Raw genomic sequence first — 23,714 nt, 5'->3', positions numbered from 1 at the left:
GGTAAAGGTCAGACCGCCAGGCCATGCAGCTGGCAATACTCCACCCAGTCCATACCGGCCATCTGTGCGACTTCTTTATGCACTTCGCGGCGCTGGGCCTCGAAGGTTTCGGTGGAGTCGGCCGTCAGTTTAAGGGTCAGTTCCCAGGCGAACAGGTGTTGCTGCTCCGCGTGGGCTTCGAACGCTTCGTGCAAGCGCTCGGCGCGATACTGCGCCAGGGTTTCCCCCCTGGCCTGGGCGGCCAACGGGTTGAGGTTGTCCAGCTCAGCGGCGATGTGTGGCTGATCGCGCAAAAACCTGTCCAAGGCGAGCTGGTAAGTATCGCTGGGTGCTGACAAGGATGTGCCCTTAGTGCGAAGGACGGGACTTGGAATCGCCTGAGTGCGCGCTGGGGTGAAGGCGCGCACGTTTGCGGGCTCTGCGTCGCATCCAGTTCTGCAACGGCGCCAGCAAGAAGAACATCAGGTAAGCGACTAGCACCAGTGCCAGGTCAACCCAGGTTTCAGCGACAGGCCCGGTGAACAGCTCAATGACATTCTTGATTACAAACAGCAGCACCACACTGCACAACCACAGCAAAATGGTGACAAATAGGGGACGCATGTTGCTTGACCGCTTGTCTTGCATAGTGAAGCTCTCTCCTTTGTGCCTGTTGTCGTTCCAGGCCTGATTCCCTGACTGCGTACCTGCTGGTTTGCAAGTTGTAACATCCTTTAACACGCAGACAGACGCGGATGATACCGACTCAGATAGCCTTAGGGGTTGCTTCAAGTCAGAAAGTTCGATAATTCGGTGGGAAATAGGTGCGGCTATCGTGCGTTTTATCCCAAGAAGCGCGGTACGGGTTGGCAAAAGTCTTTCGCTCCTGCTCTCAGGGCGTGTAGCGTTAGCGTGTGTTTCCGGCCCTGGCTTCCAGCGGCAATAGGTGACGGGCAGAGGACGGCTCATGGCGCAAACGCTGTTCAAACTTTTCCTTACCCAGCGCCTGGCGGTCTTGGCCAGCACCGAGTCGTTGCGTGCGATTCGCGAGGGGTTGTTGTGGATACTGCCGTGTTTGTTGGTATCCGCCGGATTCCTGATCCTGTCCGAGTGCGCCCAGGCGTTGGGGTTCGCCCCCCAGGTAGTGAGTTTCCTGGCGGGGTTGCACAACCAGATCAGCTCGGTGATTCCCTTGCTGGTTGCGGCCTCCATCGGTTACATGTTGGCGATCCAGCATCGCCTGCCACAGCTGCCGGTCGCCTTCCTGTGCCTGACCCACGTGGTGGTTGCCACGTTTGTATTGCGCGAGTATCCCCGGGCGTCGGCCACCTTCCTGCTGTTTATTGCCATCGCTTCGCCCTTGATCAATGTGCCGGTCATTGCCTGGCTGCACCGTTTTCGCTGGACACGCCTGGTCAACGAAGACCTGGTTGGGCATAACCTCAAGGGCACCATCAACATGGTGATCCCTGGCGCGATCACGGCGTTGTCATTGGTGATGATACTGACGTTGCTGTTGCTGATTCCCTACGTGGCGCAATTGCAGGGGCCTCAGGTGCTCGATGCGTTGCAATCGCCTTACAGCACTGGGTTGTTTGTAACGCTGATGAATTCGCTGCTGTGGTTCTTCGGCATTCACGGCGTCTATGCCATGCAGCCGTTGTTCGATGTACTGGACCAGGCCGTGGTGCTCAACGGTGCGGCGCTGGCGGCGGGGCAGCCGGTCCAATACCTGCTCAATAACGGCCTGCTCGGCAGTTTTGCGTTTATCGGCGGATCGGGCGCGACCTTGTGCCTGCTGCTGGCGATCCTGGTGTTTTCCCGCAGCCACTCCATGCGGTTGCTGGCGATCGCCAGCTTGCCGTTGTCGTTATTCAACGTCAGCGAGGTGCTGTTGTTTGGCTTGCCGATCATTCTCAACCCGCGTTTGTTCATACCGTTTCTACTGGTGCCGGCGTTCAACGCGATGGTGGCTTTGACGGTGGTGCAATTGGGCTGGGTCTCGCCGGCGGTGGCCAGCGTGCCGTTTACCGCGCCGGTGCTGCTCAATGCCTACCTCAGCACCCATGGCGACGTGGCGGCTGTGGCCCTGCAAGTGTTGCTGTTGGGCATGGGCACGCTGGTGTATGCGCCCTACGTGCGGGCCATTCATCGTCAGTCCATCGACGGTGGCACGGTTTATCTCAAGTCTCTTGACATGACCTTTCGCGGCCTCGAAGAAAAAGGCCGCCTGCTGGAGTTCGATCCGGTAATGGCCTCCCACCGGACCCTGGCGCGGCAGGCCGTTGAATTGAGCCGGATCCAGCAGATCAGCGATTACGAGTTCTACCTTGAATTCCAACCCCAGGTGTCTACCCGTACCGGCTTGTGCACCGGGTGCGAGGCATTGATGCGCGCCCGGGACAGCCACGGCACGGTGCATTCACCCTGGGAGTTCCTGCAATGGCTGGCACAAGCCAGGCTGATGCCGGACGTGGACGTGTGGGTGGCGTCCCAGGCCGTGCGCCAGTATCAGAAGTGGCGCAAGATCGGCTTTGAACTGCCCATGACCATAAACATTTCCAGTGCCACCTTGAAGGACGCTGCCTATGGTGATCGCCTGGTGGAAATTCTTGCCCAGGCCGATGGCCGGGTGTCGGTGGAAATCACCGAAGATGCGCTGGTCAGCGATATTCCCGCCGCCCGCCAAACCATCCATAAACTGCAGGCCACCGGAGCAAAAGTGTATCTCGATGATTTTGGCACCGGGTTTTCCGCGTTGAGTTACCTGCACCAGTTCCCTGTGGACTTTATCAAGATCGACCGCAGTTTTGTGGTGGCCCAGCGCGACCCCAAGGGCGCCCAAGTGCTGACCGGCATGTTGCGGTTTTGTGAGGCGTTGAACCTGGGCGTGGTAGTGGAGGGGGTGGAGACTGCCGAGCAACTGGCGTTCTTGAGTACGGGACCTGAGTTGTTTATCCAGGGGTGGTATTTCAGCAAGGCATTGCCGGGTGATCAGTTGCCGCGCTTTGTGCGCGAGCGGGCGGCGGTGGTTTGATCCGGCGGTGGGGACGACCGGATAGCCAGACGCTCTTGCCCCACCACTCGGCACTTGGCTAGCGGCAGGTCTTGTCCGTTCTGGTCTCACGAGGCGCCAGCAGATAGTCGACGACAGCCTCGTCCACGCAGCGGTCGATGCCGTTGAGCACCAGGGTGTGCCCGTCTCCCTCACGGGTGACCAGTGGGCTTTTAAACCATTTCGCCATCTGCCGTGCGTTGATGTAGGGCGTAGTCGGATCGAATCGCTGGCCGACAAACAGCAACGGTGGCAGGCTCGGTGCGGCCACCGGCACGTGGGCTGAAAGTGTGCCGCGCCATGGCCACAGGTCGCACAGTTCCAGGCCCGACTGCTGCACCGCCAGGTAATTGGTGAAGGGCGAGGCCTCTCGAATCGCCTGTCTCTGTTTGCGCAATAACTGAACATCGCGACCCGGGATTGCGACGTCTGCACAAGAGATTACGCTCAGGGCATCATCGGCATCTTCCCCGACGTTTTCGTCAATCAACCCGGCTACCTGTTCATCGGCGATCCTGTCGTTGGCCTTTTGCAACAAAGCCATCAGCTCGGGCCAGCGGTCGGACCACAGCAGCAGTGCTTGAGTGGTGGTCAATAGGTCGTCGGCGGTCACTTCGTCCCCGTCGGGCGTGATCAAGGCTGTGTCGTATACCTGGCGTAATAGTTGATGAAACGCCTCGTTCGCTCCCGCCTCATCGGGCGGTAAAGGGCAGTCACGGTTTTTCGCGCAGTACGCTGCAAAGCGCTTGAAGGTCTGCTGGTAGCCGCGAGCCTGATTCAGTAGTTGGGTGTAATCGTCCTCTGAAAGGTCCACCACGCCGTCCAGCACCAATGCACGGGTTTGCGCTGGAAAACGTTCGGCATAGAGTGCCGCGACCTGGGTGCCGTAGGAGTAGGCCACTGCGGTTAAACCGGGTTCGCCCAACGCAGCCCGGATCACATCAAGGTCATTGACCGCGTCGTCGGTGCCCATGTGCTGCAAGACCTTTGCGCCGGTATGTTCGATGCAGGCGGCCAGGGTTTTGCGGACCTGGGCTTCCAAGGCGCCAACGTCGTTTTCGTCGATGACCGTTTTTTCGTCTCGCTCGGGCAAGGCACAGGAAATCTTCGGTGTTGACTGCCCCACGCCTCGCGGGTCGTAGCCGATAATGTCGTAGGACCGCGTGAGCCTGGCCACGGTGTCGTCATCGGCCAGGAAGGGGTTGATCCCGGGCAGCCCCGGTCCCCCGCTGATCACCACTACGCTGCCCTGTTTGACGCTGGTGGCAGGCAAGCGGGTCAGCGCGAGTCGTACCTTGTCCGCCTTGGCGTGGCCCGAATATCCCAAAGGCGCCTCAACATAGCCGCACAGCAGATCCTCCGGTGGCTCAGCGTCAAACCAATTGTCGAACGGGCTGTCGGTGCACGGCTGCCAACGCACAGCGCCGGGCTGGGCGTGGGCAGACTGGGACAGGATGATCAGCGGGAGCAGTACCAGCAGGTGCTTGAGTGTTGACATGAAGAGTGAGTCAAGGCCAAAGGGCGCCTACCTTAACCGAGATAGGTGGCCTGGAATCACGCCTTTACAGAATCACCACAAATGTTCACCAAGGGGCATTTTGTTCAATATCCGCAGTGTCTGAGCCTTTACCGTGAAGTCACCTGTGTTTGACTTAACAAGAAGGGACTGCAATGAGCTTGATCATTTCCATGGCTGCTTTCGCCCTGGCCACCTCCATTACCCCTGGCCCGGTCAACGTGGTTGCCCTGAGCAGCGGTGCACGCTTTGGCTTTGCCGCCAGCCAGAAACATGTGTTCGGCGCGGCAGTCGGCTTCACTTTACTGCTGGTGCTGATCGGCCTGGGGCTGCATGAAGTGCTGGTGCGCTGGCCGATACTGACTCAGGTGATCCAGTGGGGCGGGGTGGCTTTCCTGTTGTATATGGCTTGGAAACTGGCGATGGATGACGGTCGACTTGACGCTGAAGGCGCCGCTACCGCGCCATCGATGCTGTACGGCGCGATCATGCAATGGCTCAACCCCAAAGCCTGGCTGGCATGCGTGGCCGGGATGGGGCTGTTCGTGGCCGATGGCGATGCGGGGCAGGTATGGCTGTTTGCGGCGCTTTACCTGGTGATTTGCTACCTGTCGGTAGCGTGCTGGGCGTATGCCGGGACGTTTTTGCGTCGCTACCTGAACAACCCGCAGGGCGTGCGCCTGTTCAACCGCTCAATGGCCGCGTTGCTGGTGGCCAGTGTGGGTTATTTGCTGATGGCTTGAGGTTCTCGCGGTACTGCCCGGGCGTGGCGGCAAAGTGCTGTTTGAACGTGCGCTGGAAGTGCGCCTGGTCGGCAAAGCCTGCGGCCAGGGCGACATCGGCAATCAGTTCGCCGTCGCGCAATCGAGCGCGGGCGAACTGGATACGGCGATTGACCAGGAAGGCATGGGGTGTCAGCCCGTAATACTGCTTGAAGGCGCGAATCAGGTACGACGGCGATAGCTCGGCTGCCAGGCAAATGTCCTCCAGCTTCAACGCCTCGGTGCAGTGTTCACGGATGAAGTCCGCTGCACGCTCCAGCTTGTGATTGACCTCCCGTATCGGCGTAAGCGAGGGGTTCAAACGCTGCTGGACTTCGCTGAAGTAACCCACCAGCGCGCTCTGTTTGTGCAGCAGTTCGGCCTGCTCATCCACCAACAGTCGGTACAACGCCAATAAGCCGTTATACAGCGAGACGTCTAGGGTATAGGGGGTGCTGAACGGGCGGTAACCCTGGTCGGTGCTGAAACCCAACTGGTGCTGCAGGTCGGTCAGCCAGGGTGTGTCCAGGTAGAGCATATGGTAGGACCAATGCTCATTCTGGATAGGGTTACAGGCGTGCACGTCGCCGGGGTTCATCAGCACCACGGTGCCTGCGCTGATCTCGAACGTCTGTATGTCGTAGTGGTAATAGCTGCGCCCGGCGGTAATCGCGCCGATGGAAAAGTGCTCATGGGCGTGCCGGGTATAGGTGACTTTGCGCCCGTCGGCAATGGTGCGCGCCTCGATAAACGGCAAGCGTTCGTCGCGCCAGAAACAAGGCGCCTGAGCGGGGCGGGCAGTGGTGTTCAGCGACATGGCGGTGGCTCCATCCCTTGAGAGATCGAGGGCTGATCTTTACACACACCGCCAGTGGCGTCAGCCTTGATGTGATGTCAGGCAGGTACCAAAAAGGCGGCCTTGAGCAATTGGCGGGTGTAGGCATGTTGTGGGTCGGCAAAAATCGCCTTGGCATCGCCTTGCTCCACCACCTGGCCTTGCTTGACCACCATCAGTTGGTGGCTGAGCGCCTTCACCACCGCCAGGTCATGGCTGATAAACAGGTACGTCAGGTTGTACTTGGCCTGCAAGCCGCGCAGCAACTCAACCACCTGGCGTTGTACCGTGCGGTCCAGGGCCGAGGTGGGCTCGTCCAGCAAAATCAGGCGCGGCTTGAGCACCAGGGCGCGGGCGATGGCGATACGTTGGCGTTGGCCACCGGAGAATTCGTGGGGGTAGCGATGACGGGATTCGGGGTCCAGGCCCACTTCCCTGAGCGCTGCGATAATCGCTGCTTCCTGCTCGTCAGGCGTGCCCATCTTGTGGATGCGCAAGCCCTCGCCGACGATTTCGCTGACGCACATGCGCGGGCTCAGGCTGCCGAATGGGTCCTGGAACACCACCTGCATTTCCCGGCGCAACGGGCGCACCTGTTGCTGGGTAAGCGTGTCCAGTTGCTGGCCTTCGAAGCGTATCCCGCCCTTGCTGCCGATCAGGCGCAAAATCGCCAGGCCCAGGGTGGACTTGCCCGAGCCACTTTCACCGACGATGCCCAGGGTTTGCCCCTGGGGCAGGCTGAAATTGATGCCGTCCACCGCCTTGACGTAATCCACGGTGTTGCGCAAAAAGCCTTTCTTGATCGGGAACCAGACTTTCAGGTCGTCTACTTCCAGCAACGGTGGGCCGACCTCATTGCCGGCCGGCCCGCCGCTGGGCTCTGCTGCCAATAATTCCTGGGTATAGGGGTGCTGGGGCGACCGGAACAATGTCTCGCACTCGGCCTGCTCCACGATGCAACCTTGCTGCATCACGCACACGCGATGGGCGATGCGTCGCACCAGGTTGAGGTCGTGGCTGATCAGCAACAGCGCCATGCCCAGCCGCGCCTGCAACTCCTTGAGCAACTCCAGGATCTTCAACTGCACGGTGACATCCAGGGCCGTGGTCGGCTCATCGGCGATCAGCAGCTCCGGCTCATTGGCCAACGCCATGGCGATCATCACCCGCTGGCGCTGGCCGCCGGACAATTCGTGGGGCAGCGCCTTGAGGCGTTTGTGCGGTTCGGGGATGCCCACCAGCTCCAGCAATTCCAGGGTGCGCCGGGTGGCGGCCTTGCCCGTCAGGCCCTTGTGCAGGCCGAGTACTTCGTTGATTTGCTTCTCGATGGAGTGCAGCGGGTTCAACGAGGTCATCGGCTCCTGGAAGATCATTGCAATGCGGTTGCCGCGAATATGCCGCAGGGTCTTTTCTTTAAGGGTCAGCAGGTCTTGCCCGGCGTATTCGATAGTGCCGCTCGGGTGTCGCGCCAACGGGTAGGGCAGCAGCCGCAGGATCGAGTGGGCCGTTACCGACTTTCCGGAGCCGCTTTCGCCGACCAGTGCCAGGGTCTCACCCCGTTTGATGTCGAAACTCACCTGGTTGACCACGCGGTGGTGATGTTCACCGGTGACAAACTCGACACTGAGGTCACGGATTTCAATCAGATTGTCCGGATTCATCTCATTTCCTCGGGTCGAACGCATCGCGAGCGGACTCGCCGATAAACACCAGCAGGCTCAACATGATCGCCAGTACGGCAAAGGCACTCATGCCCAGCCACGGCGCTTGCAGGTTGGATTTACCCTGGGCCACCAGTTCACCCAGCGACGGCGAACCCGCCGGCAGGCCGAAGCCAAGGAAATCCAGGGCGGTGAGGGTGCCGATGGCGCCGGTAAGGATGAATGGCAAAAAGGTCATGGTCGAGACCATCGCATTGGGCAGGATATGGCGGAACATGATCGCGCCGTTCTGCATGCCCAGCGCCCGTGCTGCGCGCACGTACTCAAGGTTGCGCCCGCGCAGGAACTCGGCGCGCACCACATCCACCAGGCTCATCCAGGAAAACAGCAGCATGATCCCCAGCAGCCACCAGAAGTTGGGTTGCACGAAGCTGGCGAGGATGATCAGCAGGTAGAGCACCGGCAGCCCCGACCAGATCTCCAGAAAGCGCTGCCCGGCCAGGTCGACCCAGCCGCCATAGAACCCCTGCAACGCGCCGGCAATCACGCCGATGATCGAGCTGAGCACGGTCAGGGTCAGAGCAAACAGCACCGATACGCGAAAGCCGTAGATCACCCGCGCCAGCACGTCACGCCCCTGGTCATCGGTACCCAGCAGGTTGACGCTTGAAGGGGGGGCAGGGGCGGGGACCTTCAGGTCGTAGTTGATGCTCTGGTAGCTGAACGGGATCGGTGCCCACAAGGTCCAGGCATCCTTGGCCTTGAGCAGCTCCTGGATATACGGGCTCTTGTAGTTGGCTTCCAGGGGGAATTCGCCGCCGAAGGTGGTCTCGGGGTAGCGCTTGAGCGCCGGGAAATACCAGTCGCCGTCGTAATGTACGGCCAGGGGTTTGTCGTTGGCGATCAGCTCGGCGCCCAGGCTCAGCCCGAACAGGATCAGGAACAGCCACAGCGACCACCAGCCACGTTTGTTGGCCTTGAACCGCTCGAACCGGCGGCGATTGAGGGGGGACAGGTTCATCTCAATGCTCCCGGCTGGCGAAGTCGATACGCGGATCGACCAGGGTATAGGTGAGGTCACCGATCAGTTTCACGACCAGCCCCAGCAGGGTGAAGATAAACAGCGTGCCGAATACCACCGGATAGTCGCGGTTGATTGCCGCTTCAAAGCTCATCAGGCCCAGGCCGTCGAGGGAGAAGATCACCTCCACCAGCAGCGAGCCGGTAAAGAAGATGCCGATGAACGCCGAGGGGAAGCCGGCGATCACCAGCAGCATCGCATTACGGAACACGTGGCCGTAGAGCACGCGGTGGTTGGTCAGCCCTTTGGCCTTGGCAGTGACCACGTATTGCTTGTTGATCTCGTCGAGAAAGCTGTTCTTGGTCAGCAGGGTCATGGTCGCGAAGTTGCCGATCACCAGTGCGGTGACGGGCAAGGCCAAGTGCCAGAAGTAATCGAGGATCTTGCCGCCAACGCTCAACTCGTCGAAGTTGTTGGAGGTCAGCCCGCGCAAGGGGAACCAGTCGAAATAACTGCCGCCGGCAAACACCACGATCAGCAAGATCGCAAACAGGAACGCCGGAATCGCATAACCCACGATGATGGCCGAGCTGGTCCACACATCGAAGTGGCTGCCGTGTCGCGTGGCCTTGGCGATCCCCAGCGGAATCGACACCAGGTACATGATCAGGGTGCTCCATAACCCGAGAGAGATGGACACCGGCATCTTTTCCTTGATCAGGTCGATGACCTTGGCGTCACGAAAAAAACTGTCGCCAAAATCCAGCCGGGCGTAGTTCTTGACCATGATCCACAAGCGTTCCGGCGCCGACTTGTCGAAGCCGTACATCTTTTCGATTTCCTTGATCAGCGCCGGGTCCAGGCCCTGGGCGCCACGGTAGCTGGAGCCGGCCACCGCAACTTCGGCCCCGCCCCCGGCAATACGGCTGGTGGCGCCGTCGAAGCCTTCCAGCTTGGCGATCATCTGCTGCACCGGCCCGCCGGGGGCGGCCTGGATGATGACGAAATTGATCAGCAAAATCCCGAACAGCGTGGGAATGATCAGCAACAGGCGGCGAACAATATAGGCCAGCATTCAATCGCCTCCGCTCGCCGCATCGGCGTTTTGTGTGGTGTCCAGGGAGACCGCCGGTTTGACATCGGGTTTGGCCCACCAGGTGGCCGTGCCCACGTCGTAGCGTGGCGAGACCTTGGGATGACCCAAGTGGTCCCAGTACGCCACGCGGAAGGTCTTGATGTGCCAGTTGGGCACCACGTAGTAACCAAACTGGAGTACGCGGTCGAGCGCCCTGGCGTGGGCAATCAGGCTTTGGCGCGAGCCGGCATCGATCAGCTCTTCGACCAGTTGGTCAACGGCCGGATCCTTGAGGCCCATGTAGTTACGGCTGCCGGGTTTGTCGGCGCTGGACGACTTCCAGAATTCGCGCTGCTCGTTACCGGGCGAGGTGGACTGTGGGAAGCTGCCCACCAGCATGTCGAAATCCCGTGAGCGCAGGCGGTTGACGAACTGCGAGACATCCACTCGGCGAATCACCAGGTCGATGCCCAGGTCGGCCAGGTTGCGCTTGAACGGCAGCAGGATGCGTTCGAATTCGGTCTGGGCCAGCAGGAATTCAATAGTCACCGGTTTGCCGGTGCTGTCGACCATCTTGTCATCGACAATCTTCCAGCCGGCAGCTTGCAACAGCTGGTAAGCCTCGCGCTGCTGGGTGCGGATCATGCCGCTGCCATCGGTTTTGGAAGGTTCGAAGGCCTGAGTGAAGACTTCGGGCGGGATCTTGTCGCGCAAAGGCTCAAGGATCGCCAGTTCATCCGGGCCAGGTAAACCGGTGGCGGCCATTTCCGAGTTTTCGAAATAGCTGCGGGTTCGGGTGTACGCGCCGTTGAACAGCTGCTTGTTGCTCCATTCGAAATCCAGTAGCAGGCTGATCGCCTTGCGCACCCGCACATCCTGGAACATCGGCTTGCGCATATTGAACACAAAGCCCTGCATACCGGTGGGGTTGCCGTTGGGGATCTCTTCCTTGATCAGTCGGCCCTGGGTCACCGCCGGGATGTTATAGGCATTGGCCCAGTTCTTTGCGCTGAATTCCAGCCAGTAATCGAACTGCCCGGCCTTCAAGGCTTCCAGGGAGACGGTGCTGTCACGGTAGTAATCAGTGATGCGGGTGTCGAAATTGTAGAAGCCCTTGTTCACCGGCAGGTCCCTGGCCCAGTAGTCCTTGACCCGCTCGTAGCGAATCATGCGTCCGGGCTTGACCTCCGACACCTGGTACGGCCCGCTGCCCAGGGGCGCTTCCAGGTTGCCCTTGGAGAAGTCGCGAGTCGCCCACCAGTGCTTGGGCAGTACTGGCAACTGCCCGAGTATCAGCGGCAATTCGCGGTTGTTGGTGCGCTTGAACTTGAACAGCACACGCAACGGGTCTTCGGCCACGACTTCGTCGACATCGGCGTAGTAGTTGCGGTAAAGCGGGTTACCGTCCTTGATCAGGGTCTGGAAGGTAAACACCACGTCCTCGGCGCGCATCGGATGGCCATCGTGGAAGCGCGCTTCGGGGCGCAGGTAGAAACGCACCCAACTGTTGTCCGGGGCTTTTTCGATCTTGCCCGCCACCAGCCCGTATTCGGTAATGGGCTCGTCCAGGCTTTGCATGGCCAGGGTGTCGTAGATCAACGGCAGGTTATCCGCCGGCACGCCCTTGCTGATGTAGGGGTTGAGGCTGTCGAAGCCGCCCATGGCCGATTCGCGGAAGGTGCCGCCTTTGGGGGCGTCGGGGTTGACGTAGTCGAAATGCTTGAAGTCGGCGGGGTACTTGGGGGGCTCGTTGTAGAGGGTCAGCGCGTGTTGCGGGGCGGCTTGGGCCGCGGTGCACAGCAACAGGCTGGCGAACAGGGTAGTACGCAAAGACATCATTGGGCTTTCTCCGAAGCTTTCAGCCACCACGCACTCAGGCCCAGGCTATAGGGCGGCGTGGTAACGAAGGCGAACCGGTTGCGGTACGCCAGGCGATGATAGTTGAGGTACCAGTTGGGAATGCTGTAGTGCTGCCACAGCAGCACGCGGTCCAGGGCGCGGCCGGCCGCCAGTTGTTCTTCGCGGGTCTGCGCCGCCAGCAGTTGATCCAACAGATGGTCGACCACCGGGTTGGCGATGCCGGCGTAGTTCTTGCTGCCTTTGATCGTGGCCTGGCTGGAGTGAAAGTACTGCCACTGCTCTAGACCCGGGCTCAAGGTCTGGTTGAGGGTCATCAGAATCATGTCGAAATCGAATTGATCGAGGCGCTGTTTGTACTGTGCCCGGTCGACGGTGCGCAAGCGGGCGTCGATGCCGATGCGGGTCAGATTTTCGACATAAGGTTGCAGGATGCGCTCAAGGTTCGGGTTGACCAACAGGATCTCCAGGCGCAGCGGTTGCCCATCCTTGTTGAGCAGGCGTTGGCCCGACAGTTTCCAGCCGGCTTCGCCGAGCAGTGCCAGGGCGCGACGCAGCGTGTCGCGGGGGATACCGCGACCGTCGGTCTGCGGCAGGCTGAACGGCTGGGTAAACAGTGCGGCCGGCAGTTGGTCGCGATAGGGCGAGAGCATCAGCCACTCATGGCCCACGGGCAGGCCGGTGGCCGAGAATTCGCTGTTGGGGTAATAGCTCACCGAACGCTTGTAGGCGCTGCTGAACAGGGTGCGGTTGGTCCACTCGAAGTCGAACATCAACCCCAGGGCTTCGCGGACCTTGGTCTGGCTGAAGGCGGGCCGCCGGGTATTCATGAACAGGCCCTGGCTCTGGGTGGGGATCTGGTGGGCAATCTGCGCCTTGATCACATCGCCACGATTGACCGCCGGGAAGTTGTAGCCCGTGGCCCAGTTCTTGGCCTGATGCTCGATATAAATGTCGAATTCACCAGCCTTGAAGGCTTCAAAAGCCACGTCGCTGTCGCGATAGAACTCCACCTCGACCTTGTCGTAGTTGTAGAAGCCTCGGTTGACCGGCAGGTCCTTGCCCCAGTAATTCTTGACCCGTTCAAACACCAACTGCCGCCCAGGGGCGACCTTGGTGATGCGGTACGGTCCACTGCCCAGCGGCGGCTCGAAGGTGGTGGCCTTGAAATCGCGGTTCTTCCAGTAGTGCAGGGGCAGCACCGGCAATTCGCCCAGGCGCAGGATCAGCAACGGGTTGCCCGCACGCTTGAATACAAAACGGATGCGGTGGCGGTTGAGAATATCGACCCGGGCCACTTCCTGCAGGCTCGTACGGTATTGCGGATGGCCTTCGGTCAACAGCGTGCGATAGGAAAACGCCACGTCTGCGGCGGTGATCGGCTTGCCGTCGTGAAAGCGCGCTTCGGGGCGCAGGTTGAACACCACCCAACTGCGGTCCTCGCTGTATTCCACCGACTGGGCAATCAGGCCATAGCTGGAAGTGGGCTCGTCGCCCGACGGCGCGTACTGGCCGGTGCCGACCATCAAGGGTTCGTTCAGCTCATTGACGCCGTATTGCAGGAAATTGCCGGTGGAAACCGGGCTGGTGCCCTTGAAGGTATAGGGGTTGAGCGTGTCGAAGGTGCCAAAGGCCATAACCCGCAGCGTGCCGCCTTTGGGCGCTGCAGGGTTTACCCAATCGTAATGGGTGAATTTGGCCGGGTACTTGAGTGAGCCGAACTGCGCGTAACCGTGGCTCTCGGTAATCGTCGCGTTCGCAGCAAAGCTCAAGGCCAGACTTGTTAGTAGAAGGAGAGGACGCTTCAAGTCAGAGATCCGATCCAGGCGGCTTGGGCTTTATGATCGGTACAGTAACAGCTTGTTCGGGTTGGAAAAAGCCAGTTAGGGCGATGGCGATCCAATGTGGGAGGGGGCTTGCTCCCGATAGCGGCATGTCAGCCAATACATAGGCTGACTGACCCACTGCTATCGGGAGCAAGCCCCCTCCCACATTAGCCTCCGGTGTTCTTGAGGGCTTTATCTTGGCCCGGAAACCACCAGCATCTGCCCTGGCTTTAACGCCTGGCCGGTGCGCGGGTTCCAGCGCTTGAGATGTTGCATCTCAACGTTGAAACGCTTGGCGACCATGTACAACGAGTCACCTTTCTTGACCTTGTACTGCACCGGTTTTCTCGCGGCGGCCTTGCGGGTGTCCTGCATCACCAGGGTCTGGCCGACCTTGAGTGCCTGGCCGTTGAGCTTGTTCCAGCGTTGCAGGTCATGCACGTCGACCTTGTTGGCCTTGGCGATCAAGGTAAGGTTATCGCCACTGCGCACCTTGTAGCTGCGGGTACGCCCGGCCACCGACTTGGTCTCGACTTCGTCGAACACCGGCTTCTTGGGGCGCATGCTCAGCAATTCTTCCGGCTTCATCGTCGAAAGGGTGCTGGTGAGCAGCTGCGCCTTGGAGGTCGGCACCAGCAAATGCTGGGGGCCGTCCAGGGTGGTGCGTTGTTTCAGGGCCGGGTTGAGCTGGAACAGTTCGTCTTCGTCGATCTCGGCCAACGCGGCAACCCGTGACAGGTCCATGCTTTGCTTGACTTCAACCACTTCAAAATACGGCGTGTTGGCAATCGGGTTCAGGTTGACACCGTAGGCCTCCGGCGCCAGAACCACCTGGGACAGGGCCAGGAACTTGGGCACATAGTCCTTGGTTTCCTGGGGCAGGGGCAGGTTCCAGTAATCGGTAGGCAGGCCGAGCTTTTCGTTGCGCTCGATCGCCCGGCTGACCGTACCTTCGCCGGCGTTATAAGCCGCCAATGCCAGCAGCCAGTCGCCGTTGAACATGTCATGCAGACGTGTCAGATAGTCCAGGGCGGCGGTGGTGGAGGCGGTAATGTCGCGGCGGCCGTCGTAGGCACGGGTCTGGCGCAGGTTGAAGTAGCGCCCGGTGGAGGGAATGAACTGCCACAAGCCGACCGCATCGCTGCGCGAATAAGCCATCGGGTTGTAGGCACTTTCAATCACTGGCAGCAGGGCCAGCTCCAGAGGCATGTTGCGTTCTTCAAGGCGTTCGACGATGTAATGAATGTAGAGGCTGCCGCGTTCACCGGCGTTCTCCAGAAAGGACGGGTTGCTGGCGAACCACAGACGCTGTTGCTCGATGCGTGGGTTGACGCCGACACCGTCCTGCAATTGAAAGCCCCGACGCATGCGTTCCCAGACATCCTGGGGTACTTCGGGGCTGGGCTTCTCTGATAGCCAAATAGGTTTTTGCTTGATCTTGGCAGCAAGATTGGGTTTGGGTTGCACGGTGGATTGTGCAGCGTAATTGGTCGATTGGCAGCCCGCCAGAGTTGCGGAAACGGCCACCGCCACGGCTTGAGCCAGGCGGGTCAATGCGTCTGAAGAAATGGATTTACGAATAGATGACGACATTGGCTGGAAGTAAGTTCCGGGCAAAAATGTCGGGCGATTCTAGAAAGCGCTTTGGTTCCGGTCAACCATTCAGAAATTACGTATCAGACTGCATCCTCTTAGAACTTATCTTTCCAAGCCCTCAAGCTAGCAAACACCTCGGCCCCAGAGCGGTTGTCGCGGCCATTCCGTTCGTCCGCTTTTTGTTTAACGGATGTTTCAGCGGTGCGCAAAAAGGGATTCGTGAGTTTTTCCAGCGCCAGGCTCGAAGGCAGCGTAATCTCGCCACGGGCGCGAAGTTGGGCAACATTTTCCACCCGTTCGGCGATATCGATGTTGTCCGGTTCAACGGCCTGGGCAAACTTGAGGTTGCTTTGTGTGTATTCATGGGTGCAGTACACAAGTGTATCGGCAGGCAGGGCAGCCAGGCGCTGCAGGGAGGCATGCATCTGCTCCGGCGTGCCCTCGAACAGGCGGCCGCAACCGGCAGCGAACAGCGTATCGCCACACAACAACACGCCCTGGTGGTAAAAGGCGATATGCCCCAGCGTGTGCCCCGGCACGGCGTACACGTCGAAGTCCCAGCCCAGCACGTTGATGCGGTCATTGTCGTGCAGGGCTACATCCCGCGCCGGAATCTTTTCATTGGCCGGGCCGTAGACCTTGGCGCCGGTAATATTTTTCAGTTGCTCGACACCGCCCACATGATCATGGTGATGGTGGGTGACCAGAATGTCGCTGAGGGTCCACTCGGTGTTCTGCTTGAGCCAGGCCAGCACCGGCGCGGCATCGCCGGGGTCGACCACGGCGCAGCGCAGGGTGGAAGGGTCTTGTAACAACCAGATGTAGTTGTCGGTGAAGGCGGGTAGGGCACTGATCTGTATCATTCTTCGATTCGCCAAGCTGAACACATTGGTGCATCTTAGAACGTCTAGGCGAGTTGGAGAATGCAATGACTGATAAAGCGTTCGCCCAGGCCGATCCTGAGTGGCTGGCCCTGATCAGCGCGGCCCGCGAATGGTTGTCCGGGCCGATTGGACAATTTCTGCTGGACGAAGAGCGGCGTATGCTCGACGACGAGCTGGGCCGGTTCTTTGGCGGCTATCTGGTGCATTACGGCCCCTCGGCCCAGACGCCGCCTTCGGCGCCCCAGGTGCAACGCAATGTTCGCCTGGGCGCGCCGCTGCCGGGGGTGGAAATCGTCTGTGAGGAACAGGCCTGGCCCTTGAGCGAGCACGCCGCTGATGTGGTGGTGCTGCAGCATGGCCTGGATTTCTGCCTGTCGCCCCATGGGTTGCTGCGCGAAGCCGCGAGCAGCGTGCGCCCAGGTGGCCATTTGCTGATTGTCGGTATCAACCCCTGGAGCAGTTGGGGCTTGCGCCGTGTGTTCGCCCGTGATGGCCTGCGTCAGGCGCGCTGCATCTCGCCATCGCGGGTGGGAGACTGGCTGAACCTGCTGGGCTTTGCGCTGGAGAAACGTCGCTTCGGGTGCTATCGTCCGCCGCTTGCGACAGCCAAGTGGCAGGGCCGCCTGGCGGGCTGGGAACGCCGTGCGGGTGCCTGGCAATTATCCGGCGGCGGCTTCTATCTACTGGTAGCGCGCAAGATCGTGGTCGGTTTGCGGCCGGTGCGTCAGGTTGCGCGCCAGCCCATTGGCAAGCTCGTGCCGATGCCGATGGCCAAGGTCAACCGCAAGCAAAGCGAACGCTGAACCCTTTTTTGATTTCAGGCCGGTTTGTCCGGCCTCGGGATACTGTCGGTCGATTACCGCCAGCCCGTTTTGATGGATACAACCGATGACCGATAGCGTAGAACTCTTCACCGATGGCGCCTGCAAGGGCAACCCCGGCCCCGGCGGTTGGGGCGCCTTGCTGGTGTGCAAGGGCGTGGAGAAGGAACTGTGGGGCGGTGAAGCCAATACCACCAATAACCGCATGGAGCTGATGGGCGCTATTCGTGGCCTGGAAGAGCTCAAGCGGCGCTGCAACGTCTTGCTGGTGACCGACTCGCAATACGTGATGAAGGGCATCAACGAGTGGATGGTCAACTGGAAGAAGCGCGGTTGGAAGACGGCGGCCAAGGAGCCGGTCAAGAATGCTGACTTGTGGCAGTTGCTCGACGAGCAATGCAACCGTCACGACATCACCTGGAAATGGGTGCGTGGGCACATCGGCCACCCTGGCAACGAACGCGCCGACCAGTTGGCCAATCGTGGCGTGGATGAAGTGCGCGGCTACAAGCAGAGCTGAATCAGCTCACGTGTTAACATCGCGCCCTTTGATTCACCACATCACATTGCACACCACACCGTTGAGAGCTGAACCCTGATGGCCATCCGATCTGTTGTACTCGATACCGAAACCACCGGCATGCCGGTGACCGATGGTCACCGGATCATCGAAATCGGTTGCGTCGAACTGATGGGGCGCCGGCTGACCGGCCGCCACTTCCACGTTTACCTGCAACCGGACCGTGACAGTGACGAAGGCGCGATCGGCGTCCACGGCATCACCGATGAATTCCTCAAGGGCAAGCCACGCTTTGCCGAAGTCGCTGATGAGTTCTTCGAGTTCATCAACGGCGCCCAGTTGATCATCCATAACGCGGCGTTCGACATCGGCTTCATCAACAACGAATTTGCCCTGATGGGGCAGACGGACCGTGCGGACATTTCCCAGCACTGCACGATCCTCGATACCTTGATGATGGCCCGTGAGCGTCACCCGGGCCAACGCAACAGCCTCGATGCCTTGTGCAAGCGTTATGGTGTCGATAACTCCGGCCGTGAACTGCACGGCGCCTTGCTCGACTCCGAGATCCTGGCCGACGTTTACCTGACCATGACCGGCGGGCAAACCAGCCTGTCCCTGGCTGGTAATGCCTCTGATGGCAGCGGCTCGGCAGAAGGCTCCGGCAATCGCCCTTCGGAAATCCGCCGCCTGCCGGCCGATCGCAAGCCTACGCCGATCATCCGCGCCAGCGAGCAGGACCTGGCCGAGCACGTGGCGCGGCTGGAAGCGATTGCCAAGGCGGCGGGTGCGCCGGCGTTGTGGACTCAATTGACACAACAATAAGCACGGGGCAGTGCAGTTGATCTTGATGGGCTGCCAAATCTTCATTCGCCACATTCGCTTCCAGCTTCTACCCTGAGTGCAAAGCCCTCCGGAGTAAGAGCGCTCATGTACAAAGACCTCAAGTTCCCTATTCTTATCGTGCACCGTGACATCAAGGCCGACACCGTTGCCGGTGACCGGGTTCGAGGCATCGCCAGGGAGTTGGAACAAGAGGGCTTCAGTATATTTTCTGCGGTGGACTACGCCGAAGGGCGGTTGGTGGCTTCCACCCATCACGGTTTGGCGTGCATGTTGATCGCAGCAGAAGGCGCCGGGGAAAATACCCACCTGCTGCAAAACATGGTCGAGCTGATCCGCCTGGCGCGGGTGAGGGCACCCAACCTGCCGATCTTTGCCCTGGGTGAGCAAGTCACCCTGGAAAACGCGCCGGCCGATGCGATGAGCGAGCTTAACCAGCTACGCGGCATTCTTTATCTGTTCGAAGACACCGTACCGTTCCTGGCGCGCCAGGTCGCCCGCTCTGCACGCACTTACCTGGACGGCCTGTTACCGCCGTTCTTCAAGGCCTTGGTGCAGCACACCGCCGATTCCAATTATTCCTGGCACACCCCTGGCCATGGCGGTGGCGTGGCGTATCGTAAAAGCCCGGTGGGGCAGGCGTTTCACCAGTTCTTCGGGGAGAACACCCTGCGCTCGGACTTGTCTGTTTCTGTCCCTGAACTGGGCTCGCTGCTCGATCATACTGGGCCCCTGGCCGAAGCCGAGGCCCGCGCCGCGCGCAACTTTGGCGCCGACCATACGTTCTTCGTCATCAATGGCACCTCCACCGCCAACAAGATCGTCTGGCATTCCATGGTCGGTCGCGACGACCTGGTGTTGGTGGACCGCAACTGCCACAAATCGGTGTTGCACTCGATCATCATGACCGGCGCTATCCCGCTGTACCTGTGCCCGGAGCGCAACGAACTGGGGATCATCGGCCCGATCCCCCTGAGCGAATTCAGCCCCGAGTCAATCCGCGCCAAGATCGACGCCAGCCCGTTGGCATATGGCCGGCCACCCAAGGTGAAGCTGGCGGTGGTGACCAATTCCACCTACGACGGCCTGTGCTACAACGCCGAACTGATCAAGCAGCAATTGGGTAATAGCGTAGAGGTGCTGCACTTCGATGAAGCCTGGTATGCCTATGCGGCATTTCACGAGTTTTTCGCCGGGCGCTATGGCATGGGCACCTCGCGCACACCGGACAGCCCGCTGGTATTTACCACCCACTCCACCCACAAACTGCTGGCCGCATTCAGCCAGGCATCGATGATTCATGTGCAGGATGGCGGCGCACGGCAGCTGGACCGTGACCGTTTCAACGAAGCCTTCATGATGCACATCTCGACTTCACCGCAATACAGCATCATCGCTTCGCTGGATGTCGCTTCGGCGATGATGGAAGGCCCCGCCGGGCGCTCGCTGTTGCAGGAAATGTTCGACGAGGCCCTGAGTTTCCGCCGCGCGCTGGCCAATCTGCGCCAGCATATTGCTGCCGAGGATTGGTGGTTTTCGATCTGGCAGCCACAATCGGTGGCGGGTATCGACCGCGTTGCCACGGCGGACTGGCTATTGCATCCCCAGGATGATTGGCACGGCTTTGGCGATGTGGCTGAAGATTATGTCTTGCTGGACCCGATCAAAGTCACCCTGGTGATGCCTGGCCTCAATGCAGGTGGCGCCTTGAGCGATTGTGGGATTCCCGCCGCGGTGGTCAGCAAGTTTCTCTGGGAGCGCGGCCTGGTGGTGGAAAAAACCGGGCTTTATTCGTTCCTCGTGTTGTTTTCCATGGGGATCACCAAAGGCAAGTGGAGCACCTTGCTCACCGAGTTGCTGGAGTTCAAGCGCAGTTACGATGCCAACGTCAGCCTGGCCAGTTGTTTGCCCTCGGTGTACGCCCAGGGGCCGGTACGTTATCAGGGCTTGGGCCTGCGCGATCTTTGCGACCAGTTGCACAGCTGTTACCGTAGCAACGCCACCGCCAAGCATCTCAAGCGCATGTACACGGTATTGCCGCAGATAGCGATGAAACCCGCCGATGCCTACGACCAACTGGTCAGAGGCGAAGTTGAAGCGGTATCCATCGATGCCTTGCCAGGACGCGTCGCAGCCGTAATGCTGGTGCCTTATCCACCGGGCATTCCATTGATAATGCCCGGCGAGCGCTTTACTGAATCAACGCGGTCAATCATCGACTACCTGGCATTTGCCCGCACGTTCGATAGCAGTTTCCCCGGTTTTGTCGCCGATGTTCATGGGCTGCAACACGAAGATGACGGCAGTGGCCGTCGTTACACCGTCGATTGCATCAAGGGTTAAGAATGTTTATGCAGCAAGCTGTGATGAACCCGAAGTACCCAGGGCTCAGTGTGCGCGTCGCCGACGAAGGCTTCGACGCATACGTATGGGGCAATGACTTCAGCTTCGAGGTCAGCGCCTATGGCATACCGCAGATGGGCCAGCGCGTCGAGCAATGGCCGGTTGAGCGCGTCCTGACGTATCGCAAATGCTATGGCATCGACCCGGAAGAGTTCGCCAGCTTTCGCGATGCCGCCGACAGTGCGATCTTCATGGCCTACCTGGATGACCGTGCGGTAGGGCACATTGTGGTCAGCACCAACTGGAACGGTTTTGCGCATGTTGATGAGTTGGCCGTGGTGTTGCCGGCGCGACGCCATGGCGTGGCCAAGGCGCTGCTGGATGTGGCGCAGTTCTGGGCGCGCAAGAAAAACCTACCGGGCATGATGCTGGAAACCCAGAACAATAATCTGGGTGCCTGCCGCCTGTATGAGCGCTGCGGGTACGTGATGGGCGGGATAGACCAACTGCGTTATCGCGGGATTGATCCACAAACACGCGAGGTGGCGATTTTCTGGTATCGGTTGTTCAAGACCGAGGTGGAAGCAGTCTGAACTCGCTTCTACAAGGGTTTGGTGTCGTTGCAAGCCAGGCTTTCGGCTTTCTGGGTGACTATTTCCAGCAGCGCATTCAAGGCTGGTGATGTCGCACCGTCCTTCAGGGTCAGTGCATAGAGGCTGACCAGTATGGGGGGCGACACCGGGCATACATCCAGCCCGGCCTCCCTTGCACCAAAGGCGGTAAATGGGTCGACAATCGCCAAGCCTTCTCCGGCCTCGACCATGCTGCGCATCATCTGGTACGTCTGCACCCGCGTTTGCACCACCGGCAGCGGGCGCAGGGCTTGCAGCTTGGCATCCAGCAGGCGGCTGAGCGGGTCATGCCCCTCAAGTCCGATCAGCGACTGCCCGGCCAGGTCTTGCAGCGCAATGTACTTCTGCCTGGGTTTGAGCCAGCCATGGGGCGCGAGCAATTGCAGCTTGCCCTGGGCCAGCACCGTGCTTTGGATTTGCGCATGTTCCGGGTCATGCAGGCTCAGGCCCACATCCGCTTCGTGCAGCAGCAGGCTCCTGACGATATCCCGGGTCGGCTGGCTCGACAGATTGCACGGCGTATCCTGGAAACGTCTGCGCAGCACGGCGATGCTGTGCGGCAACAGCTGGTTGGCCAGGGGCGGGGTGCAAAGGGCACGCAGGGTTGGAGCGTGATGGTGTTTCAAACGGCTGGCCAATCGCTGTACTGGCTCAAAGGCTTCGTACAGTTGGGCAATGTGCGTCTGCAACTCCAGCGTTTCCCGTGTTGCCTGGAGCCGACCGCGCACGCTGGCAAACAGCATGAACCCCAGCTGCAACTCGGCGTCCTTCAGGATTGCGTCTACTTCACCCACAGAGAGTTGCAACCATTCGGCGGCCGTGCCCAGGTGTCCGGTTTGCAAGATGGCCTGAATCACTTCGATATGACGTAAACGCATGGCCGGAGTCTATGTGCAGCGCGATGGGTATTCAATGGTGCAAGCCCTCAGGCGCAAAAAAGACTGCGCGGGTCGCCCCGGCCTATGGCGCTCGGCCATGACCTCATTAGAATGGTGCGTCTGATCAGCAACGACCAATGCCGGCTTGCCGGTACTTACAGCAAAAAACAGGTCTGGTCTCAAATGCCTCTACCCTCGACGTTCTTCGGGGTGACGGCCAAGCAACTCGTGGTTCTTGTGACCGTGGGATGCGTGGCGGCTTACCTCTTCAACGACCCCACGGAACACCCATCCGAAGGCCTTGCACTTGAAACGTTCATCCGTTCCCAGGAAAAAGTGAACGAGCAGGTCGGCACCGTGTTGGCGGTTACCTTGATCAAGCAAGTGGAGGCGTACCCCGCGTCCAACCGGTCGGGCTACAAGCGCTCGATGTACGCGGTGGAGGGGGAGAGAGGGCAACTGGTGGTGACGCTCAAACAAAGTGAGCAGGGCATCGAAGTGACGCAGATCCGCAGTCCTTGATGGCCCCGGCCCAGTCAACGCCATCGATGGCCAGGACTGAGCGGGTGTACAAACGGGGACCCTTATGATGCCAGGGTAGTTTTCGATTCGCGGACGAGAATGGTCCCCGACTGGATCAGTTTGAATTCATCGCCTTCCAGTTTCTCTACACGGTCGCCAATGGCCAGCTTGTAGGTGGTGGTGGGCGTCGAGCCAGCCAGGTCGCCTTGCGCCGGGTTGGATTCCTGGAACTCATGCACCGAATATACGCGGCCTTCCGCGTCTCTGGCATGGAACTGTCCGACTAGTACTGCTGCCATCTGTTTAGAACCTCTGGAGATAAACGCTCGATTTGCGGTTCTGTAGACCGTCAGGGAGCGGGGTAGTTTACCTATAAGAAAAAAATACTATTCGCTGATATTTTCAGACACTTCCTACGCAGGTTACTGCAAGGAAAACGCCCCGGTAATCATCGAAACCCTCTGGTGAACACGCCGCTAAGCCTTTATAACTACAAGCTCCTTTATTCAGAAGTCGGGAAACCTCAATGAGCAAGGTCTACACGATTGCCGTCCTGGTGGGCAGCTTGAGAAAAGCGTCGATCAACCGCAAGGTCGCCCTGGCCTTGGCCGAGCTGGCGCCTGCCAATCTCAAGTTGAACATTGTTGAAATCGGCGACTTGCCGCTCTACAACGAGGACATCGACGGTGCAACACCGCCCGCAGCCTACAGTACTTTCCGCCAACAGGTGAGTTCATCCGACGCGGTGCTGTTCGTGACCCCGGAATACAACCGCTCCGTACCGGCAGCGTTGAAGAACGCTATCGACGTAGGTTCTCGTCCATATGGGCAAAGCGCCTGGAGCGGCAAGCCTGGTGCGATCATCAGTGTGTCGCCGGGTGCCATTGGTGGTTTCGGCGCCAATCATCACCTGCGCCAGTCACTGGTGTTCCTGGATGTGTGGTGCATGCAGCAGCCGGAAGCTTACCTGGGTGGGGCGGGCAGTGTGTTCGATGAGGCGGGCAAGGTGTCGGAAAAGACCAAACCATTCTTGCAAGCATTTATCGATGCCTACGGCAAATGGGTGGAAAAACAGAAGGCTTGATCGGG

22 protein-coding genes are annotated in these 23,714 nt (G+C 59.8%); 9 read left to right on the top strand and 13 right to left on the bottom strand.

Annotated elements, in window-relative coordinates:
* Positions 1 to 8: 8 nt before the first annotated feature.
* Positions 9 to 338, bottom strand: a complete 330-nt coding sequence (locus JH25_RS24625; RefSeq protein WP_032876009.1) for a DUF6388 family protein — start codon at positions 336 to 338, stop codon at positions 9 to 11.
* Between the two features lie 10 nt (positions 339 to 348).
* Entirely contained in the window at positions 349 to 603 is a 255-nt protein-coding gene (locus tag JH25_RS24630; protein WP_228309798.1) for a hypothetical protein, read from the bottom strand.
* A gap of 343 nt (positions 604 to 946) precedes the next feature.
* Between JH25_RS24630 and JH25_RS24635 the strand changes: the two genes are divergently transcribed.
* Positions 947 to 3,016, top strand: coding sequence for a PTS sugar transporter subunit IIC/EAL domain-containing protein (locus JH25_RS24635; protein ID WP_032876006.1), 2,070 nt, complete (start codon positions 947 to 949; stop codon positions 3,014 to 3,016).
* A 58-nt stretch (positions 3,017 to 3,074) separates the two neighbouring features.
* Here JH25_RS24635 and JH25_RS24640 read toward each other — a convergent pair whose 3' ends face one another.
* On the bottom strand, positions 3,075 to 4,532 hold the full coding sequence (locus tag JH25_RS24640; RefSeq protein WP_032876003.1) for an alpha/beta hydrolase: 1,458 nt from the start codon (positions 4,530 to 4,532) through the stop codon (positions 3,075 to 3,077).
* A gap of 173 nt (positions 4,533 to 4,705) precedes the next feature.
* Here JH25_RS24640 and JH25_RS24645 point away from each other — a divergent pair, with 173 nt between their 5' ends.
* On the top strand, positions 4,706 to 5,293 hold the full coding sequence (locus JH25_RS24645; RefSeq protein WP_032803577.1) for a LysE family translocator: 588 nt from the start codon (positions 4,706 to 4,708) through the stop codon (positions 5,291 to 5,293).
* Here JH25_RS24645 and JH25_RS24650 read toward each other — a convergent pair.
* The 8 genes from JH25_RS24650 to gloB form a co-directional block, all read right to left on the bottom strand.
* A complete protein-coding gene (locus JH25_RS24650) occupies positions 5,235 to 6,128 on the bottom strand; it encodes an AraC family transcriptional regulator (protein WP_032875999.1) in 894 nt (297 codons plus the stop codon). The two genes, JH25_RS24645 and JH25_RS24650, sit on opposite strands and share 59 nt — an antisense overlap.
* Positions 6,129 to 6,205: 77 nt before the next feature.
* Positions 6,206 to 7,807: an ABC transporter ATP-binding protein gene (locus JH25_RS24655; RefSeq protein ID WP_032875996.1), complete on the bottom strand. Its 1,602-nt coding sequence runs from the start codon at positions 7,805 to 7,807 to the stop codon at positions 6,206 to 6,208.
* Position 7,808: 1 nt separating this feature from the next.
* The gene (locus JH25_RS24660; protein WP_005788757.1) at positions 7,809 to 8,828 is read right to left on the bottom strand and encodes an ABC transporter permease; all 1,020 of its coding nucleotides are present in this window, start codon (positions 8,826 to 8,828) and stop codon (positions 7,809 to 7,811) included.
* 1 nt (position 8,829) lies between these two features.
* A complete protein-coding gene (locus tag JH25_RS24665; RefSeq protein WP_032875993.1) occupies positions 8,830 to 9,903 on the bottom strand; it encodes a microcin C ABC transporter permease YejB in 1,074 nt (357 codons plus the stop codon).
* On the bottom strand, positions 9,904 to 11,742 hold the full coding sequence (locus JH25_RS24670) for an extracellular solute-binding protein (protein ID WP_032875990.1): 1,839 nt from the start codon (positions 11,740 to 11,742) through the stop codon (positions 9,904 to 9,906).
* Positions 11,739 to 13,568 (bottom strand): extracellular solute-binding protein, encoded by a 1,830-nt coding sequence (locus JH25_RS24675; RefSeq protein WP_032875987.1) that lies wholly within the window; start codon positions 13,566 to 13,568, stop codon positions 11,739 to 11,741. Before JH25_RS24675 ends, JH25_RS24670 begins: the two co-directional genes overlap by 4 nt.
* 210 nt (positions 13,569 to 13,778) lie before the next feature.
* Positions 13,779 to 15,179 carry a transglycosylase SLT domain-containing protein gene (locus JH25_RS24680; RefSeq protein ID WP_032875985.1) on the bottom strand — a complete coding sequence of 467 codons (1,401 nt, stop codon included), beginning with the start codon at positions 15,177 to 15,179 and terminating at the stop codon, positions 13,779 to 13,781.
* A 98-nt stretch (positions 15,180 to 15,277) separates the two neighbouring features.
* Entirely contained in the window at positions 15,278 to 16,045 is a 768-nt protein-coding gene (gene gloB / locus JH25_RS24685; protein WP_032875982.1) for a hydroxyacylglutathione hydrolase, read from the bottom strand.
* 65 nt (positions 16,046 to 16,110) lie between these two features.
* On the opposite strand from gloB, the gene JH25_RS24690 reads away from it, so the two are divergent.
* From JH25_RS24690 to JH25_RS24710, 5 genes are all read left to right on the top strand, one after another.
* Complete coding sequence (locus tag JH25_RS24690; RefSeq protein WP_032875979.1) at positions 16,111 to 16,869, top strand: class I SAM-dependent methyltransferase; 759 nt, start codon at positions 16,111 to 16,113, stop codon at positions 16,867 to 16,869.
* 85 nt (positions 16,870 to 16,954) lie between these two features.
* Positions 16,955 to 17,407 (top strand): ribonuclease HI, encoded by a 453-nt coding sequence (gene rnhA / locus JH25_RS24695; protein WP_003173571.1) that lies wholly within the window; start codon positions 16,955 to 16,957, stop codon positions 17,405 to 17,407.
* An 84-nt stretch (positions 17,408 to 17,491) separates the two neighbouring features.
* Positions 17,492 to 18,232 (top strand): DNA polymerase III subunit epsilon, encoded by a 741-nt coding sequence (dnaQ, locus tag JH25_RS24700; RefSeq protein ID WP_164699548.1) that lies wholly within the window; start codon positions 17,492 to 17,494, stop codon positions 18,230 to 18,232.
* Between the two features lie 105 nt (positions 18,233 to 18,337).
* Entirely contained in the window at positions 18,338 to 20,593 is a 2,256-nt protein-coding gene (locus tag JH25_RS24705) for an Orn/Lys/Arg decarboxylase N-terminal domain-containing protein (protein WP_032875977.1), read from the top strand.
* Positions 20,594 to 20,616: 23 nt separating this feature from the next.
* The gene (locus tag JH25_RS24710) at positions 20,617 to 21,186 is read left to right on the top strand and encodes a GNAT family N-acetyltransferase (RefSeq protein WP_032880978.1); all 570 of its coding nucleotides are present in this window, start codon (positions 20,617 to 20,619) and stop codon (positions 21,184 to 21,186) included.
* Between the two features lie 8 nt (positions 21,187 to 21,194).
* Here JH25_RS24710 and JH25_RS24715 read toward each other — a convergent pair whose 3' ends face one another.
* Positions 21,195 to 22,103 (bottom strand): LysR substrate-binding domain-containing protein, encoded by a 909-nt coding sequence (locus JH25_RS24715; protein ID WP_032875974.1) that lies wholly within the window; start codon positions 22,101 to 22,103, stop codon positions 21,195 to 21,197.
* A gap of 183 nt (positions 22,104 to 22,286) precedes the next feature.
* Between JH25_RS24715 and JH25_RS24720 the strand changes: the two genes are divergently transcribed.
* Complete coding sequence (locus tag JH25_RS24720; protein WP_032880976.1) at positions 22,287 to 22,625, top strand: hypothetical protein; 339 nt, start codon at positions 22,287 to 22,289, stop codon at positions 22,623 to 22,625.
* A gap of 62 nt (positions 22,626 to 22,687) precedes the next feature.
* Here the strand turns inward: JH25_RS24720 and JH25_RS24725 are convergent, their stop codons facing one another.
* On the bottom strand, positions 22,688 to 22,924 hold the full coding sequence (locus JH25_RS24725) for a hypothetical protein (protein ID WP_032875971.1): 237 nt from the start codon (positions 22,922 to 22,924) through the stop codon (positions 22,688 to 22,690).
* Positions 22,925 to 23,151: 227 nt separating this feature from the next.
* On the opposite strand from JH25_RS24725, the gene JH25_RS24730 reads away from it, so the two are divergent.
* The gene (locus JH25_RS24730) at positions 23,152 to 23,709 is read left to right on the top strand and encodes an NADPH-dependent FMN reductase (protein WP_005788734.1); all 558 of its coding nucleotides are present in this window, start codon (positions 23,152 to 23,154) and stop codon (positions 23,707 to 23,709) included.
* Positions 23,710 to 23,714: the final 5 nt, after the last annotated feature.

It is taken from the genome of Pseudomonas sp. BRG-100, assembly GCF_000737955.1.
Classification (GTDB): domain Bacteria; phylum Pseudomonadota; class Gammaproteobacteria; order Pseudomonadales; family Pseudomonadaceae; genus Aquipseudomonas; species Aquipseudomonas synxantha_A.
The sequence above is the reverse complement of the archived record's forward strand: the minus strand, read 5'-3'. Positions and strand labels throughout refer to the sequence as shown.